Annotated in this window: 19 protein-coding genes; 7 read left to right on the top strand and 12 right to left on the bottom strand. The window is 68.3% G+C overall.

The window, feature by feature from the left end; genetic code table 11:
- Window positions 1-102 (top strand): DUF1674 domain-containing protein (locus MBTS_RS05700; protein WP_192215234.1); only part of this gene is annotated, 102 nt, incomplete at its 5' end.
- An 8-nt stretch (window positions 103-110) separates the two neighbouring features.
- Here the strand turns inward: MBTS_RS05700 and MBTS_RS05695 are convergent.
- Window positions 111-626, bottom strand: coding sequence for a L,D-transpeptidase (locus tag MBTS_RS05695; protein WP_026176170.1), 516 nt, complete (start codon window positions 624-626; stop codon window positions 111-113).
- A 188-nt stretch (window positions 627-814) separates the two neighbouring features.
- Complete coding sequence (gene bluB, locus MBTS_RS05690; RefSeq protein ID WP_192215233.1) at window positions 815-1,471, bottom strand: 5,6-dimethylbenzimidazole synthase; 657 nt, start codon at window positions 1,469-1,471, stop codon at window positions 815-817.
- Between the two features lie 475 nt (window positions 1,472-1,946).
- On the opposite strand from bluB, the gene MBTS_RS05685 reads away from it, so the two are divergent.
- Complete coding sequence (locus MBTS_RS05685) at window positions 1,947-2,321, top strand: DUF2794 domain-containing protein (protein ID WP_018045158.1); 375 nt, start codon at window positions 1,947-1,949, stop codon at window positions 2,319-2,321.
- A 9-nt stretch (window positions 2,322-2,330) separates the two neighbouring features.
- On the opposite strand, the gene MBTS_RS05680 is transcribed toward MBTS_RS05685, so the two are convergent.
- The 4 genes from MBTS_RS05680 to MBTS_RS05665 form a co-directional block, all read right to left on the bottom strand.
- Window positions 2,331-2,588: a hypothetical protein gene (locus tag MBTS_RS05680; RefSeq protein ID WP_238254141.1), complete on the bottom strand. Its 258-nt coding sequence runs from the start codon at window positions 2,586-2,588 to the stop codon at window positions 2,331-2,333.
- A 91-nt stretch (window positions 2,589-2,679) separates the two neighbouring features.
- On the bottom strand, window positions 2,680-3,456 hold the full coding sequence (locus MBTS_RS05675; RefSeq protein ID WP_147833443.1) for a Bax inhibitor-1/YccA family protein: 777 nt from the start codon (window positions 3,454-3,456) through the stop codon (window positions 2,680-2,682).
- Window positions 3,457-3,757: 301 nt separating this feature from the next.
- Window positions 3,758-6,328, bottom strand: coding sequence for an ABC transporter permease (locus tag MBTS_RS05670; protein WP_192215232.1), 2,571 nt, complete (start codon window positions 6,326-6,328; stop codon window positions 3,758-3,760).
- 39 nt (window positions 6,329-6,367) lie between these two features.
- Entirely contained in the window at window positions 6,368-7,063 is a 696-nt protein-coding gene (locus tag MBTS_RS05665; RefSeq protein ID WP_056254854.1) for an ABC transporter ATP-binding protein, read from the bottom strand.
- 150 nt (window positions 7,064-7,213) lie between these two features.
- Here MBTS_RS05665 and MBTS_RS05660 point away from each other — a divergent pair, with 150 nt between their 5' ends.
- Complete coding sequence (locus MBTS_RS05660) at window positions 7,214-7,831, top strand: arylesterase (RefSeq protein WP_238254144.1); 618 nt, start codon at window positions 7,214-7,216, stop codon at window positions 7,829-7,831.
- A gap of 4 nt (window positions 7,832-7,835) precedes the next feature.
- Window positions 7,836-8,378 carry an RNA 2',3'-cyclic phosphodiesterase gene (gene thpR, locus MBTS_RS05655; RefSeq protein ID WP_192215231.1) on the top strand — a complete coding sequence of 181 codons (543 nt, stop codon included), beginning with the start codon at window positions 7,836-7,838 and terminating at the stop codon, window positions 8,376-8,378.
- 15 nt (window positions 8,379-8,393) lie between these two features.
- Here the strand turns inward: thpR and coaA are convergent, their stop codons facing one another.
- The 6 genes from coaA to MBTS_RS05625 form a co-directional block, all read right to left on the bottom strand.
- Window positions 8,394-9,389 carry a type I pantothenate kinase gene (gene coaA, locus MBTS_RS05650; protein ID WP_056140833.1) on the bottom strand — a complete coding sequence of 332 codons (996 nt, stop codon included), beginning with the start codon at window positions 9,387-9,389 and terminating at the stop codon, window positions 8,394-8,396.
- A gap of 26 nt (window positions 9,390-9,415) precedes the next feature.
- The gene (locus MBTS_RS05645) at window positions 9,416-9,739 is read right to left on the bottom strand and encodes a phosphoribosyl-ATP diphosphatase (RefSeq protein WP_056140283.1); all 324 of its coding nucleotides are present in this window, start codon (window positions 9,737-9,739) and stop codon (window positions 9,416-9,418) included.
- Between the two features lie 101 nt (window positions 9,740-9,840).
- Window positions 9,841-10,617 (bottom strand): imidazole glycerol phosphate synthase subunit HisF, encoded by a 777-nt coding sequence (gene hisF, locus MBTS_RS05640; protein ID WP_056140829.1) that lies wholly within the window; start codon window positions 10,615-10,617, stop codon window positions 9,841-9,843.
- Window positions 10,618-10,774: 157 nt separating this feature from the next.
- Window positions 10,775-11,764: an N-acetyl-D-Glu racemase DgcA gene (gene dgcA / locus MBTS_RS05635; protein WP_056254156.1), complete on the bottom strand. Its 990-nt coding sequence runs from the start codon at window positions 11,762-11,764 to the stop codon at window positions 10,775-10,777.
- Window positions 11,761-12,783, bottom strand: coding sequence for an N-acetyltransferase DgcN (dgcN, locus tag MBTS_RS05630; protein WP_192215235.1), 1,023 nt, complete (start codon window positions 12,781-12,783; stop codon window positions 11,761-11,763). Before dgcN ends, dgcA begins: the two co-directional genes overlap by 4 nt.
- 150 nt (window positions 12,784-12,933) lie before the next feature.
- The gene (locus MBTS_RS05625; RefSeq protein WP_056140272.1) at window positions 12,934-13,326 is read right to left on the bottom strand and encodes an energy transducer TonB; all 393 of its coding nucleotides are present in this window, start codon (window positions 13,324-13,326) and stop codon (window positions 12,934-12,936) included.
- Window positions 13,327-13,572: 246 nt separating this feature from the next.
- Between MBTS_RS05625 and maiA the strand changes: the two genes are divergently transcribed.
- The 3 genes from maiA to MBTS_RS05610 all read left to right on the top strand — a co-directional run bounded on the left by maiA (window position 13,573) and on the right by MBTS_RS05610 (window position 16,049).
- Entirely contained in the window at window positions 13,573-14,217 is a 645-nt protein-coding gene (gene maiA / locus MBTS_RS05620; RefSeq protein ID WP_147832476.1) for a maleylacetoacetate isomerase, read from the top strand.
- A 116-nt stretch (window positions 14,218-14,333) separates the two neighbouring features.
- Window positions 14,334-15,665 (top strand): NAD(P)/FAD-dependent oxidoreductase, encoded by a 1,332-nt coding sequence (locus MBTS_RS05615; RefSeq protein ID WP_027172039.1) that lies wholly within the window; start codon window positions 14,334-14,336, stop codon window positions 15,663-15,665.
- A gap of 60 nt (window positions 15,666-15,725) precedes the next feature.
- Window positions 15,726-16,049, top strand: a complete 324-nt coding sequence (locus MBTS_RS05610) for a hypothetical protein (RefSeq protein ID WP_018045172.1) — start codon at window positions 15,726-15,728, stop codon at window positions 16,047-16,049.
- Window positions 16,050-16,054: the final 5 nt, after the last annotated feature.

The following is a 16,054-nucleotide window of genomic DNA, read 5'->3' as shown; positions in this document are numbered from 1 at the left end:
GCGGCGGAGATCTCCGCCGCCCGCGAGCGCCAGGGCCGTGGTGGCCTGGAGCCCGTCCGCTACGACGATTGGGAAGTCAAAGGCATCGCCGTCGACTTCTGAGAGCGGGCTCAGCGCGTGACGTAGACCTGCGTGCCCACCGAGACGCGCCCGTAGAGATCGACCACGTCCTGATTGTACATGCGGATGCAGCCATAGGACGCGTAGGTGCCCACCGAATTCGGACGGTTGGTGCCGTGGATGGCGTACTCACCGCCCGCCAGGGTCATCGCCGCCGCGCCCATCGGGTTGTGCGGCGAGCCGCCGGCGATCACGTCGGGCAGGCGCGGGTTGTCACGCTTGACCTCGCGCGGCGGCGACCAGGCCGGCTCGACATATTTGCCGTCGATCTTGGTGGCGCCGGTCCATTGCTTGCCGGGCTTGCCCACCGCCACGGGATAGCGGATCGCCGTGCCGTCGCCGTTGACGAGGTAGAGCCGGCGCTCCGAGGTGCGGACCACCACGGTACCGGGCATGACGGCCTGGTCGAAGGCCACGAGTTCGCGGGACGCGGCCGGTGACGCGGCAAACCCCACACTCAAGACCGTTGCGGCCAAACAAGCGGCGAACCCATTACGCGCGAACATCTGTCGTCATCCCCGAAAGCGAGACCGTGAGCTTCACGATAAGCAGCGATCGAGATTGCCGTTCCGGTTACCGGTGGGGGTCATCGGCCGGATACGCACCGGAATGATGGAGCGCGGTTAAACGGCGCCCCTCACACTCGCGCTAAAGGCGAACGGTCCGATTAGGCTTTGATAAAGGCTCACCTCGCTCACCGCTCCAGCAGGACGGAAGCCGTCTCGTCGCGCTCCTGCCAGCCATGCCGGACGAGTTCGGGATCGTCGTGCTCTTCCACCGGATAGCCGACGCAGAGATAGGCGACGAGGCGCCAGGAGGCGGGAACGTCGAGGTGCGACGCGACGCAATCGGGCTCGATGATCGACACCCAGCCGACGCCGAGGCCGTGCGCCCGCGCGGCGAGCCAGAAGGTGTGCACCGCCGTGACCACCGAGTAGCGCAGCATTTCCGGCATGGTGGCGCGGCCGAGGCCGAACCCGTTTGTCGTCTTCTCATCGCATAAGACCGCGAGATGGATGGGCGCCTCGCGCAGGCCCGCGAGCTTCAGGCGGGTATAGGCTTCGCGGCGCTCGCACTCGTAGGTCTCGGCCGCCGCATCGTTGCAGCGCTCGAAACTCGCGGTCACCGCCCCGCGCCGGGCAGGGTCGGCGACACGGACGAAACGCCAGGGCTGGCTGTTGCCCACGGACGGGCTCAGCATCGCCAGGGCCAGGCAGCGCTGGAACACGGCCTCATCCACGGGATCGCTGCGAAAGCGGCGCACGTCGCGACGCCAGGCAAACAGGTCGCCGAGCGTCTCGCGAAAGCCGGGATCGAACCTCACCAAAACCCGCCGTCCAACCACTGCCATCCCTTGTCGACGAGGCCGCCCCGCCTGCCCCTGTCTGTCACCGCCGGGACCCAGCTGTCCACGAACGTGGTGGTAGAACACGAAGGGCGGCCGAGGCCATCGAAAAGGATTTTTAGACCAGAGCGGACCGTCATGGCAGAAAAAAAGGCCGCACTCCGGAGAGGCGGCCTGAAGTCCTTGGGTCTCGAAACCTCTGGAGTGTCGCTCCCGTGACATCGGCAGGCTCCCGAAAGCTGGGGAGCGTGGATATCGGCCGCCCGACCGAGCACGGAACCGACGAGGTTCGGCCACAGGTATCATCTTCTATCGCGGCCGACGATGGGCGATAACGGGGCGAAATCGTGACGTTGTGTTGCCAGTCCGTGGCTGGTGCCGGTGCGCACGCGGCAATCGACCGGGCTTGCAGGCTCGGAGTGGGAGGCCCATCATTCCTCCTTTGCGGCGATCGTCGAGTCGCCGGAACCGAGGAGCGAGGATGGACGAGGGGACCGGAGCCGAGCCGCGATCGAAGGATTCCACCGGCCGTGTCGTGCCGTTCCCGACGGCTCCGGTGGTGCCACAGGTCGCCTTCGACCGTTCCGAACTCAGGACCTTGTTCAACCTCTACGGCCGTATGGTCTCGGCCGGCGAATGGCGTGACTACGCCCTCGACTTCCGCCGCGACAAGGCGGTGTTCTCGATCTACCGCCGCTCGTCCGAGACCCCCCTGTTCCGGGTGGAGAAGGATCCCAAACTCGCCCGCCGGCAGGGCGCCTTCGCGGTGATTTCCGCCGCCGGCATCGTGCTGAAGCGAGGGCACGACCTCGCCCGTGTCCTGGCGGCGCTGGAAAAGCCTCTTCGCGTGGTGTGATCGCCCCGGTCACGGGATGAAGAACGGGAGCGCCTCCCAACGGATCGGAGGCCAACCCCATCGCCGCGCGCCGATGGAATACAGGGCGCCGAGCACGAACAGCGTGGCGATGCCGGCAATGATGGCCGCGCCGAAGCCGGCCCATGCGCCGGCGCCGATCGCAGCGGCGACGCTGACGCCGACGATGGCGTAGGTCGGCACGTCGCTGGGCTGCGGCGTCTCCCGCCCTGGGCCACGCCCGATTTTCGGCACCACCGGTTTACCCACCGCGACATCCTCGCAGGTTCGCAGCAGCGGAAACGAAAAAAGGCCCCGGCGTTTCCGCCGAGGCCTTTCGATCCGCGTTCCGATGGCTCGCTTAGCGGCGATCGCCGAGGAGCTGGAGCAGGAACTGGAACATGTTGATGAAGTCCAGGTAGAGCGTCAGAGCGCCGTTCACCGACAGCTTGGCCGCGCCTTCGGCGTCGGCACCGCTGTAGAGAAACATCTCCTTGAGCTTCTGCGTGTCGTAGGCGGTAAGGCCTGCGAAGATCAGGACGCCGAGCACCGAGATGGCGAACTGAAGCGCGCTCGAGGCCAGGAAGATGTTCACGATCGAGGCGATAAAGAGGCCGATTACGCCCATGATCAGGAACGAACCCATCCCCGAAAGGCTGCGCTTGGTGGTGTAGCCGTAGAGGCTGAGACCGCCGAACGTCGCCGCCGTGATGAAGAAGACCCGGACCACGCTGGCGCCCGTGAAGGCGAGCAGCATCGACGACATCGAGGCACCCATCACCGCCGCGAAAGCGAAGAACGTGAGGCGTGCCGCAGAGGCCGACATCCGATCCATGCGCATCGTGAAGATGAAGATGAAGGCGAGCGGGGCCAGCATCAGAACGTACTTGAACCACGTGCCGTAGATGAAGACGCCCGCCTGGTTCAGCGGAACGCCCTTGTAGTTGGCGACAATGGTGCCGGTCTGGACGGCCATGTTCAGGCCGAGGGCCACGAGGCCGGAGATCCCGAGGCCGACGACCATGTTGTTGTAGACGCCGAGCATGAAGCTGCGCAGGCCCTGATCGACCTCGACCTGGGAGCCGGCATAGCCCTGGGGCTGGGCGCCGTAGCGGAAGGGACTGTTATCGAATGCCATGGGAGTTTCCCTTGGAAGCTCTCTCAGCGTGTGATTTGGAACCGAGGCTCACGCACAGGACCTCTGGCACGTGACCGCGCCTTGAGCCGAAATATGTTCCGTCATGCCGCTCCGCACAAGGGGGCGGCCGAGCTTTGCGGCCCGGGAATCACCGCTTCTGACCTCTATCTTTATTTGGATGAGGGCGGATTAAATCTCGTTCATCATCCGCGCGGCGCACCAGAGCTATAGTGACAAGTCATAAACCATGACTTCGGCGTCGTCTTTCTCCGTCGATGGGGAGGCGGACGACAGTCCGGCCTCAGAATTGACGCAGGTAGGGAGCCGGTTTCTGGCCGAGGATGCGCCATGTCCCGGCCAGTCCGAGGACGATCGCGAAGACCACCGCGAGGGTGGATGCGACGAGGGCACCGGAGAGGTCCAGGACGAAGTCGAGCTTCATCACGCGGGTCACGATGGTCCAACCCGCGAGCGTGCCGGCGAGAAGCCCGAACAGGGCGGTGGCGATGCCCAGGGCGCCGTATTCCAGCGTGTAGGCCAGGAGCAGGCGCCCGCGCGTGGCACCCAGGACCTTCAGCACCACGGCATCGTACAGCCGAGCGCGGTGCCCCGCCGCGATGGCGCCGGCGAGCACGAACAGGCTCGCCACGACGGCAACGCCGCTGGCGGCGCGAATCGCCAGGACCAGCTTGCCGACGATGTCGTTGACCGTGTCGAGGGCGTCCTTCACCCGCACGCTGGTCACCGACGGAAAGGCGCGGGCGACGTCGCGCAGGATCAGGGCCTCGGTCTTGGCATCCGGCCCGCCCGCCAGGGTAAGGGTGGCGAGGTCCGAATGCGGCGCGCCCCGGAACGTGCCGGGCGAGAAGACCATGACGAAATTGATGCCGAGGTTGCGCCATTCGACCTTGCGCAGGTTCGCGACTTTCGCCGTCAGATTCCGCCCCAGGACGTTGACCGTGACGGTACCGCCGACCGCCAGATTCAGCGCACGGCCGAGTTCCGCATCGAAGGACACCAGGGGTTTTGCCCCCTCCTCCGCATTCCACCACGAGCCGGCGACGAGGTTCGATCCCTCCGGGAGATCCTCGGCATAGGTGATCCCGCGGTCGCCATCGAGCACCCAGGCGGCATCTTCCGGCGGCTTGATCGCGGCGGCGGGGGTGCCGTTGATGGCGACGATGCGCCCGCGCATCATCGGCACGCGCTCGATCTTGCCCCCCGGCGCGAGCTTGCCGAGCTCCGCATGGAACCCGTCCGCCTCCGCAGCCGGGATGTCGAGGAAAAACAGGTTCGGTGCACGGGCCGGCAGCGAGCTCGTCAGCGTCCGCCGGACATTGGCGTCGATCAGGCTCAGCGTCACCAGCAGGGTCACCCCGAGGCCGAGCGACAGGACGATGGCGGGGGTGAGCGCGCCGGGGCGATGGAGGTTGGCCAAAGCCATGCGGGGTGCCGCCGAACGCGGCCGGGGCAGGCGCCGCGCCCCGGCCATGAGGCCGAGGGCGACGAGACGCAGAAGCCCGAAGGCGAGGCCGGCCGCCACGATGAACATCAGCGCGACCCTACGGTCGAAAGCCGTGGCCAGTGCCAGCGCCACCAGGGCGGCGAGCGCCGCGACGAGGATGAGCCGGTAGCGCAGCCGCGTCTTGCGGGTGTCGGGATCGACCACGTCCCGGAACAGGCCGGAGACCGGCACGTCATGGGCATGGCCCAGGGGAATGATGGCGAAGGCGAGCGCCGTGAGCAGGCCGTAGGCGGCGGCGAGCAGCAGTTCCGCCGGCGCCAGGGTCGGGTTCAGCGGCAGCGGAAGCGCATCGTGGAACAGGGCATCGAGGAGGAATGGCAGGCCCGCCCCGATCGCGAGTCCGATCACGGTACCGAGCCCGGCCACCAGCATCACCTGCGTGAGATAGATGGCGACGACCTGCCCTCCCGGCGCACCGACGCTCTTCAGGGTGGCGATGGACCCGCGCTTCCGCGCCACGAAGGCATTGACCGCATTGGCGACCCCGACCCCGCCGACGATGAGCGCCGTGAGCCCGACCAGGGTGAGGAACTGGGTGAAGCGCTCGACGCTCTTGGCGAAACGCGGATCGGCATTGGACCGCGAGCGCATCTCCCAGCCGGCATCCGGCGCCGCACGGGCGACGGCCGCGATCCGCCGCTCCAGTTCCGCATCGTCGGCGGCGGGCGCCTGGATGCGATAGCTCCACCGGTTGAGGCTGCCCGGCCGGATCAGCCCCGTCGCCTGAAGCGTCGCGGCGGAGACGAGGAGGCGCGGGCCGAAGCCGATGCCGTTGGCGATCTTGTCCGGCTCGGAGACCAGCGTGGCCCGGATGGCGATCGGCTTGCCGGCGATCTCGATCCGGTCGCCGACCGTGAGGTCGAGGCGCGTCAGCAGGACCGGATCGGCGACGGCGCCGAACACCCCATCCCTCTCGGCCAGCAGATCGGGGAGCGGCAAGGCCGGGTCGGTGACGAGGTCCCCGGCGGCGGGATAGGCGGCGTCCACCGCCTTGAGTTCCACCAGGGCCGCGCCCTTGTCCCCGGCCAGCGCCATGGCCCGCAGGGTCGTGACCACGGAGACCTTACCCTGCGCGTCGAGGGCGGCCCGCTCGTCGGGCGTCGCCTCGCGGTTGATCAGACTGTAGGTGAGATCGCCGCCGAGGATGCGCTTGCCCTCTCGGCCGAGACCATCCGTGAGCGAGCGCGAGATCGAGGCGACCCCGGCAATGGCCGCGACGCCGAGCGCGATGCAGGCGAGGAACACGACGAAACCGCCAAGCCCGGCGCGCAACTCGCGGAAGGCGAGGCGCAGGGTGAGCGGGACGCGGCTGGGGCGCGGAGCGGGACGAGGCAGGGTGCCATGCATGGGGTCAGGCCTTCCGCCGAACGCGCGGGTTCAGGCGGATCACGCCGCCACCGCCTCGTCCACAAGCCCCGAGCGCAGGCGCACGGTGCGGTCGCAGAGCTTGGCGAGGCCGGGATCGTGGGTGACCAGAACGAGGGTCGCGCCGCGACCGCGCTTCAGGGCGAAGAGAAGGTCCACGATCTGCCGGCCCGTGGCCTCGTCGAGATTGCCGGTGGGTTCGTCGGCCACCAGGATCGCCGGGTCGGGCGCGATGGCGCGGGCGATGGCCACGCGCTGCTGCTCGCCGCCCGAGAGCTGGGCGGGGTAGTGGTGCAGCCGGTGACCGAGGCCGACCGCTTCCAGTTCCGCCCGCGCCCGCTCGTGCGCACCCGGCTTGTCGGCGAGTTCGAGGGGCAACGCGACGTTCTCCAGGGCCGTCATCGTCGGCACGAGGTGAAAGGCCTGGAACACGATGCCGATGCGCCGGCCGCGAAACCGCGCCAGGGCATCCTCGTCGAGCGCGCCGAGATCGGTGCCCTCCACATGGATCGCTCCCGATTCCGGCCGCTCGAGGCCCGCCATCACCATCAGCAGGGTCGACTTGCCCGAGCCGGAGGGGCCGACGAGGCCGACCGCCTCGCCGCGCGCCACGTCGAGGGAGATGCCACGCAGGACATGGACCCGCGCCGCCCCCCGGCCGAGGCTGAGATCGATCCGCGACAGGGCGATCGCGGGAGCGTCCACCTTGCCGGGCATCACGGCAGGACCGATCTGTGTGAGACCATCGTCATGAACACCATAGGTCGAGGCTGTGCGGGAATGGGTCTGTGTCATACGTCACGCGACGAGGTCGATATGGTTCGTCTCGCCCCACCACGCCAGCATTCCCGCCGGGCGACGCTGGTAATGGCACTCTTTGCCGCATTGGGTACGGGAATCGGCCATGCCGCCGCACGCCCCCTCAACCTCGTGGCCTTCGGCGACAGCCTGACCGCCGGGTACCGCCTGCCCTCGGCCGCGGCCTTCCCCTCCGTGCTGGAACGCGAACTGAAGGCCAGGGGCCGCGCCGTGTCGATCGCCAATGCGGGCGTTTCCGGCGACACCAGCACCGGCGGGCTCGACCGGCTCGACTGGTCGGTCCCCGACGGGACCGACGGGGTCATCCTCGAACTCGGCGCCAACGACATGCTGCGCGGCACCGACCCCGCCGTGACGAGAAAGGCCCTCGACACCATCGTCTCCCGGCTCAAGGCCCGTAACATCCCGGTCCTGCTCGCCGGCGTGAAGGCCTCGACCAATCTCGGGCCGGACTACGTCGCGCGGTTCGACGCGATCTATCCCGATCTCGCCCGGCAACACGGCCTCGTCCTCTACCCATTTTTCCTTGAGGGCATCCTCAACGACCGGCGCTTCAACCTGGAGGACGGGCTCCACCCCAACGTGAAGGGCGTCGAGACCATCGTCGCCGGCATCCTGCCCACGGTGGAGACCTTCCTCGACCGGCTCGGCACGGCGCAGAAATAGACCGATGCCGCGCCTGTTCACCGCCCTGGAAATTCCCGACGACGTCGCCGAAGCGCTGTCGCGCTATCAATGCGGCCTGCGCGGCGCGCGCTGGATCGAGCGCGGCGACCTCCACATCACCCTGCGCTTCCTCGGCGACGTGGACGACGAAGTGGCCGAGGCGTTCCATGCCGGCCTCGTCGAAGCGCGCCCGCGCCCGCCTCTCGACGTGACGCTGTCCGGCCTCGACGCGTTCGGCGGAGACAAGCCTCGCGCGATCGTCGCAAGCGTGACTGTCGGCGCGGATCTCCTCGACCTGCAGGAGGAGCACGAGCGCATCGCCCGCGCCGCCGGTGCCGAGCCGGAGCGACGCAAGTTCACGCCCCACGTGACCCTGGCTCGTCTCGCCAAGCGCGACACCCAGGCACCGGACGTGGCGGAGTATTTCGCCGAGAGAGGCCTGTTTCCGGCTTTGCGGTTCACCGCGACGCGGGTGGCGCTGTTCTCGGCGCGGGAATCGCGGGGCGGCGGGCCGTATGTGGTGGAGGCGGCGTATCCGCTGGGCTGAGGGATACGCTCCGGCTCACAGCCGCCGCAGCGCCACGCTCTCGATTCGATGGCTCGCGCCCTTGGCCAGGATCAGGCTCGCGCGCTGGCGCGTCGGCAGGATGTTGTCGCGCAGGTTCGGCAGGTTGATCGTGGTCCAGAGGTTGTCGGCGATCTCCAGGGCCTCGGCCTCCGTTACTTCGGCGTATTTGCGGAAATACGAGAGCGGATCACGGAAGGCGGTCTGGCGCAGGCGCAGGAAGCGGTTGACGTACCAGCGGTGCAGGTCGTCCTCGTGCCCGTCGAGATAGATCGAGAAATCGAAGAAGTCGGAGACGAAGGGGATCGCGGTGCCGTCGCGCGGCAGGCGCGCCGGCTGGAGGACGTTGAGCCCCTCGACGATGAGGATGTCGGGGGATTCCACCACCCGCTCCTCGCCCGCCACCACATCGTAGACGAGGTGGGAATAGAGCGGCGCCGCCACGCTCTTCTTGCCGGCCTTGATGTCGGTGAGGAAGCGCAGGAGGGCGGCGGTGTCGTAGCTCTCGGGAAAGCCCTTGCGCTCCATCGCGCCCATGCGCTTCAGCTCGGCATTGGGCAGCAGGAACCCGTCGGTGGTGATGAGGTCGACCTTCGGCGTGTTAGGCCAGCGGGCGAGCAGCGCCTTGAGGACGCGGGCGGTGGTGGATTTGCCCACCGCCACCGAACCGGCCACCCCGATGATGTAGGGGACCTTCGCCTCGCGCTCTGCCAGCAGGAAGCGCTGGGTCGCCTTGAACAGCCCCTGCGTCGCCGCGACGTAGAGGGAGAGCAGCCGCGACAACGGGAGATAGATCGCCACCACCTCCTCGATGGAGATGGGATCGTTGAGCGATTGCAGGCGGCTGACATCGTCCCCCGTCAGCGTCAGCGGGGTGTCGGCGCGCAGCTGAGCCCATTCTTCACGGGAAAACAGGCGATAGGGCGATAGGCGCTCGGGGCCGATCCCCGTCACCGGGTCCTGGCCGAGGGCGGGATCGCGCTCGGATACGATGGCGATGGGCCGTGACGGCTCGACGGTCACGGGTGCCTCCGGGCCGCTTTCTCGGCGATGCCGCTCTGGGCGGTGCGGCGCTCGAGTTCCGCCATCACCTCCGGCAGGGCGACGCCGCCGGCGCGCAGCAGCACGAGGAGGTGGTAGAGCACGTCCGCCGCCTCGCTCACGAGCCCTTCGCGATCGCCCTGCACGGCGGCGATGGCGGCCTCGACCGCTTCCTCGCCAAGCTTCTTGGCGGGCTTGGCCGGCCCGCCGGCCAGGAGCTTGGCCGTGTAGGACTGGTCCGGCGGCGCGGCGGCGCGGTCGGCGATGAGGGCGTCCAGGTCGCTCAGGGTGAAATCGGTCATGCGATCCTAGCTCTCGGCAGGCCGGACGATGCACGCAACGGCGACGAGCCTGCGGCACGGGAAGGGATTGGGCAAGGGTCGGACCTCGGCGCCGTGACCCGTCACGGGTCGAGCCGCATGTGCAAGCCGGCCTTCGCCATATGCGCCTTGGCCTCGGCGACGGTGTGCTGGCCGAAATGGAAGATCGAGGCGGCCAGCACCGCGCTGGCGCCACCGTCGCGCACGCCTGCCACGAGGTCGTCGAGGCCACCGACGCCACCCGAGGCGATGACCGGCACCGAGACCGCGTCCGAGATCGCCCGCGTCAGGGCGATGTCGTAGCCGGAGCGCATCCCGTCCCGGTCCATGGAGGTGACGAGGAGTTCGCCGGCGCCGCGCGCCGCCACGGTCCGGGCGAACTCGATGGCGTCGAGCCCGGTGGGCTTGCGCCCGCCATGGGTGAAGATCTGCCAGGCATCCGGCTCGCCCGGGGCGGAGGTCCGCTTGGCGTCGATGGCGACGACGATGCACTGGCTGCCGAACTTGAGGGCGCCGCGCTCCACGAAGGAGGGGTCGTTCACCGCCGCCGTGTTGATCGAGACCTTGTCGGCCCCGGCGAGGAGCAGGGTGCGGATATCCTCCACCGTGCGCACGCCGCCCCCGACCGTGAGCGGCATGAAGCAGGCCTCGGCCGTGCGGCTCACCACGTCGAGCAGGGTGCCGCGGGCCTCGTGACTCGCGGTGATGTCGAGAAAGCAGAGTTCGTCGGCGCCGGCCGCGTCATAGGCCTTGGCCGCCTCCACCGGATCGCCGGCATCGCGCAGTTCCAGGAACTGGACGCCCTTGACGACGCGCCCGTCCTTCACGTCGAGGCAGGGAATGATTCGGGTCTTCAACATGGTGGACCTGTCACGCTTGCGGCCGATCCGGGTCGCACGCATCGGGCCATGCCCGTCCCTGCACCATTCCGTCAACTCGGCGACGGGGATCGGCACCATTTTGCAGGGTCGTTCGCCGAGATTTGAAACCCGAACCGGGCGTCGAGAACTCTCGGCCCTATCCCCACAGATCCGGCGTCGGCGGATGGATCAGGCTGCCGTCGAAGCGCAGGGCCGGCTCGCGGTCCCGCGCCAGCAGCAGGGGCCCGTCGAGATCGACATAATCGGCGTGGTGGGCGAGCAGCATGGCGGGCGCCATGGCCAGCGACGTGCCGACCATGCAGCCGATCATCAGCGAGAGCCCCCGCGCCTTTGCCTCGTGCGCCAGCATCACCGCCTCGGTGAGGCCGCCGGCCTTGTCGAGCTTGATGTTGATGGCGTCGTAGCGGTCGGAGAGCGCGTCGAGGCCGGCGCGGTCGTGCAGGCTCTCGTCGGCGCAGATCGGGATCGGCCGGGCGATACGGGCGAGCAACGCGTCCTCGCCGGCCGGGAGCGGCTGCTCGATGAGGCCGACCCCCGCGGCGAGGCAGGCGGCCAGGTTCGCCTCGATGGTCTCTCCGCGCCACGCCTCGTTGGCATCGACGATCAGGCGCGATTCCGGCGCGCCGCGACGCACGGCGGCGATGCGCTCGGGATCGCCTTCTCCGCCGAGCTTGACCTTGAGCAGGGGCCGGTGCGCCGCGCCGCGTGCGGCCTCCTCCATGCTCTCCGGCGTGCCGAGGCTCAGCGTATAGGCGGTGGTGGCGACCTGCGGCGGGCTCAGGCCCGCGATTTCCCAGGCCGGGCGGCCGCGCTGCTTGGCCTCCAGATCGAGCAGGGCGCAATCGACGGCGTTGCGCGCCGCTCCCGCCTTCATCAGCGTGAGCAGATCGGTGCGCGTGGCCCCCGCCGCGATCGCGTCGGCCTGCTCGGAAATCAAGGCGCAGACGCCCTCGGGGGATTCGCCGTAGCGCGGGTAGGGCACGCATTCGCCCCGGCCCAGATGGCCGTCGGCATCGTCCGTGATGGTGGCGAGCACCACCACCGCTTCCGTGCGGCTGCCCCGCGCGATGGTGAAGGCTCCGGCGATGGGGAAGCGCTCCACCGCGACCGTGAGGCGGCGGGTCATGCCGCGCTCCCGGCGGGGAACTCCGCCAGCAGACGGTCGATGATCCCGTCGACTCCGAAGCGGACCGGATCGGTGGCGGGCAACCCGTGCTCCTTGGTCAGATCCTGGAGCAGGGTACGGGCCTCGTCCTCCCCGAGTTTCTGCGTGTTCACGGCGATCCCCACCGGGCAGATGCCGGGATTGGTGAGGCTGCCGAGCTGGATCGTGAGGTCGATCACCTGCTGGATCGACGGCAGCGGATGCGCCACGCCGCGCATGGCTTTGCGGCTCGGCTCGTGACAGACGACGAAGGCATCGGCCTGGGCACCGTGGAGCAGGCCGAGGCTGACGCCGGCGAAGGACGGGTGGTAGAGCGAGCCCTGTCCCTCGATCAGGTCCCAATGGTCCGGATCCGCCGCGGGGGCGATCCATTCCACGGCGCCGGAGATGAAGTCGGCCACCACCGCATCGATGGCGACGCCTCGGCCGGAGATGAACACGCCGGTCTGGCCGGTGGCCCGGAAATCCGCATCGAGGCCGCGCTCGCGCATGCCGCGCTCCAGGGCGAGGACGGTGTATTTCTTCCCCACGGAGCAATCGGTGCCGACGCTCAGCAAGCGACGTCCCGGCCGCCGGATGCCCTTGCCGGTGTCGAAGGTCTCGGTGGTGTGGCGCACGTCGTGCAACTGGCGGCCGTTCTTCTCGGCCGCCTCGGCGATCTCCGGCAGCGAGCCGAGGCGCACGTGAAGGCCGCTGGCGATGTCGAGCCCCGCATTCAGGGCGGCCACGACCTCCGACACCCAATGCGTCGGGAGCACGCCGCCGGCATTGGCGACACCGATGACCATGGTCCGGCAGCCCTTGGCCACGGCCTCGTCCAGGGTCAGGTCCGGGATGCCGAGATCGGCGGCGCAGCCGGGCAGGCGCAACTGGCCGACGCACCAGTCCGGCCGCCAGTCGGCGATGCCGTAGGCGGTCTTGGCCGCCAACGTATCGGGCACGTCGCCGAGGAACATCAGGTAGGGCGTTTCGATCTGCATCTCGCGGGCACCCATCGCAATCGCGGTCTTCCGAACCGTTCCCGCCGTCTATGCGCGAAGCGGGCGGTGCTGCCAAATGCCGGACGACGACCGACCGCCACGGGCGGAGTTCCGCGAAACGATCTGGCGCCGACGAGGCCGCGTCAGTCCTCAGCGAGGATGGCGAACGAAGCGGATCGGGACCGTGATCACCATGTGGGACATCGGAGCGCCTTCGGGGAACGGGATGTAACGCGCGCCCACTCGAAGGATCTCCTTGGCAAGGGAGTCGATATACGGAGACCCGGAACTCTCCTTGATATGAAATTCCTCGATGATTCCCGAACGGTTTATCGTGAACATCACCGTCGTCATCCCACTGAATTGGGAGCGGTAGCCGGTGTTTCGCGCACGAACGAGGATAATCTTTGCAAGCTCGATCTGATATTCGCGCATCGGGCCGGAAAATTGGTCCGGATCGAGCCTCCAGGCAAACGAGGAGGGGATCGACACGAATATCAGACAGATTGCGACGGCGATTCTCAAAACATAGAGTTTACTCATTGATAGCGCCACGGCTCTCGCCAATCTTGAATACTAATTCTGTGAAACATAGCCATTAGAAGATCGCCGCCGCAAGCCTTCCGTAACGGCCCGTCGTTGGCCGCCCCCCGGCAGGCATTCCATCACGCGGTGACATCCGGCGAGCGCTCGTCCGACCGGCGCGGTGCACTGACGGAATCGGCACTTGCGGTCGGCATCGTTGTCGGGTGTGGTCCGCGGCGACCAAAGGCTGAAGGGGAGACGGCCATGAAGATGTACGGCAACTGGCGCTCGGCCGCCGCTTTCCGGGTGCGCATCGCCCTCAACCTCAAGGGCCTCGCCTGCGAGGAGACCTTCATCGATCTCGATGCCGGCGACCAGTTCAAGCCCGAGTATCTCGCCATCAACCCGCAGGGCGCCGTGCCGGCCTTCTTCGACGGCGACGGCCCTCCCCTCACCCAATCGCTGGCGATCCTCGACTATCTCGAGGACATCCATCCCGAGCCGGCCCTGCTGCCGAGCGATCCGAAAGCCCGGGCGCGCGCCCGCTCCCTGGCGCAGGTGGTCGCCTGCGATACTCATCCGCTCTATGTTCCGCGGGTGCGCAACTACCTGATGTCGGCCTACGACATCCCGAAGGACGGCATGATGGGGTTCGTGCGGCACTGGTTCGAGACCGGGCTCAAGACGCTGGAGACCCGCCTCGCCCACGAGCCCGGCACCGGCCGCTATGCGCAGGGAGACGCGATCAGCCATGCCGATCTCTGCCTCGTGAGCCTCTGGGTCGGCACCGGCATCTTCGGCGTCGAGACCGCGCCCTATCCCACCGTGAGGCGGATCGCCGAGGATTGCCTGGGGCAGGAGGCGTTCGCCAGGGCGCATCCCCTGCGCCAGCCCGGCGCGCCCGCGTGAGAATATCGGCCGGGCTGCGTAGCTGAGGCTGCCGTTCAAAAAAGATTTTGCCTATAAGACCCGAGCGGAGAAAAAGGCGGGCTGCCTGCCGCTCAAGTTTAAGGGACGAGGGACGCATGGTACCGGGCGAAACCGTGGACAACCTCCACCGCATCGTGGTCGTCGGTGGAGGCGCGGCTGGGCTTCAGCTCGCCACCAAGCTCGGCGACACGCTGGGCCGGAAGGGCAAGGCGCACGTCACCCTCGTGGACAGGGCACGGACCCATATCTGGAAGCCGCTGCTGCACGAGGTCGCCGCGGGCAGCCTCGATGTCGGCCACCACGCCGTGGACTATCTCCACCACGCGCATCAGCATCATTTCCGCTATCGCATCGGCTCGATGACGGGGCTCGACCGGACCGCGCGCACGATCCAGCTCGCCGCGAGCCACGATGCCGAGGGCCGCGAGGTCACGCCCGTCCGCTCGATCCCCTACGACACGCTGGTCCTGGCGGTGGGCTCGACCACCAACGATTTCGGCACGCCGGGGGTGAAGGAGAACGCCATCGCCCTGGACACGCCGGACCAGGCGGTGCGGTTCCATCAGCGCCTCGTCAACGGCATGCTGCGCGCACACACCCAGGTCGGGCCGGTGCGCCCCGGCCAGCTCCACGTGACGGTGATCGGGGCCGGCGCCACCGGCACCGAACTGGCGGCGGAGCTTCATCGCACCACCCGCGACGTGGCCTCCACCGGCCTCGACAAGATCGACCCCGCCAAGGACCTGAAGATCACCCTCGTCGAGGCGGCGAGCCGGATCCTGCCGGCCGTCCCCGAGCGTCTCTCTGCGGAGGTGATGGCGCTGCTGAACAAGATCGGCGTCGAGGTCCGCACGCAGGCACGGGTGACGGAAGTCCGAGCCGACGGCGTCCAGCTCGCCGATGGCGGGTTCATCCCCTCCGAACTCGTGGTCTGGGCGGCCGGCGTGAAGGCGCCGCCGTTCCTGCAGGAGATCGGCGGCCTCGAGACCACGCGCAACAATCAGCTCGTGGTCACGCCGACGCTCCAGACCACGCGCGATCCCGACATCTTCGCCATGGGCGATTGCGCCTATCTGGTGGAGCAGGGCTCGGACACGCCGATCCCGCCGCGTGCGCAGGCGGCGCACCAGCAGGCGAGCCATCTCATCAAGCAGATCCCGATCAAGATGGCCGGGGAGCCCCTGAAGCCGTTCAAGTACCGGGATTTCGGCTCGCTGGTGTCCCTCGGGGAATATTCCACGGTGGGCAACCTGATGGGCTTCATCCAGGGAAAGAACATGTTCATCGCCGGGCTGTTCGCGCGGATGATGTACTGGTCGCTCTACAAGATGCACGAGCGCGCCCTGCACGGCACGATCAAGACCGCCCTCGACGCCACGGCCCGCGCCCTGACGCGGCGCACGGAGCCGCGGGTCAAGCTTCATTGAACGACCGGATTCGCCGGGGGCCGTGCCGCGCCCCCGGCAGGAACGTGACGAGACACGATCATGATCGACATCATCCAGGGCCTGCAGCAGCGCAATCCGACGCTCGGCCCCTACGTCCTCGTGCTGCGCTCGGATTCCCGCGCACGAGATCCCTCCGACCCGGCACGTCTCTGCGCCGAGGCGGAGGCCTGGATCGCCGAGAAGACCCCCGGCGCGCGTCTGTCTCAGGAGACCGTCCTGATCGCTCCTTATCCGGGTGGAATGCCCACCGAGCGCAGTGTCTCGGTCATGGCCTTCAAGGATGCCATGCAGCTCGCCGCCTTCGCCACGGCCTGGACGGCGGAACCCGAGCCGGAAGACGAGCCGACACCCGAGACCGAGTGATACCG

The sequence above is a fragment of the Methylobacterium bullatum genome, assembly GCF_014845095.1.
Taxonomy (GTDB): domain Bacteria; phylum Pseudomonadota; class Alphaproteobacteria; order Rhizobiales; family Beijerinckiaceae; genus Methylobacterium; species Methylobacterium bullatum.
The sequence above is the reverse complement of the archived record's forward strand: the minus strand, read 5'-3'. Positions and strand labels throughout refer to the sequence as shown.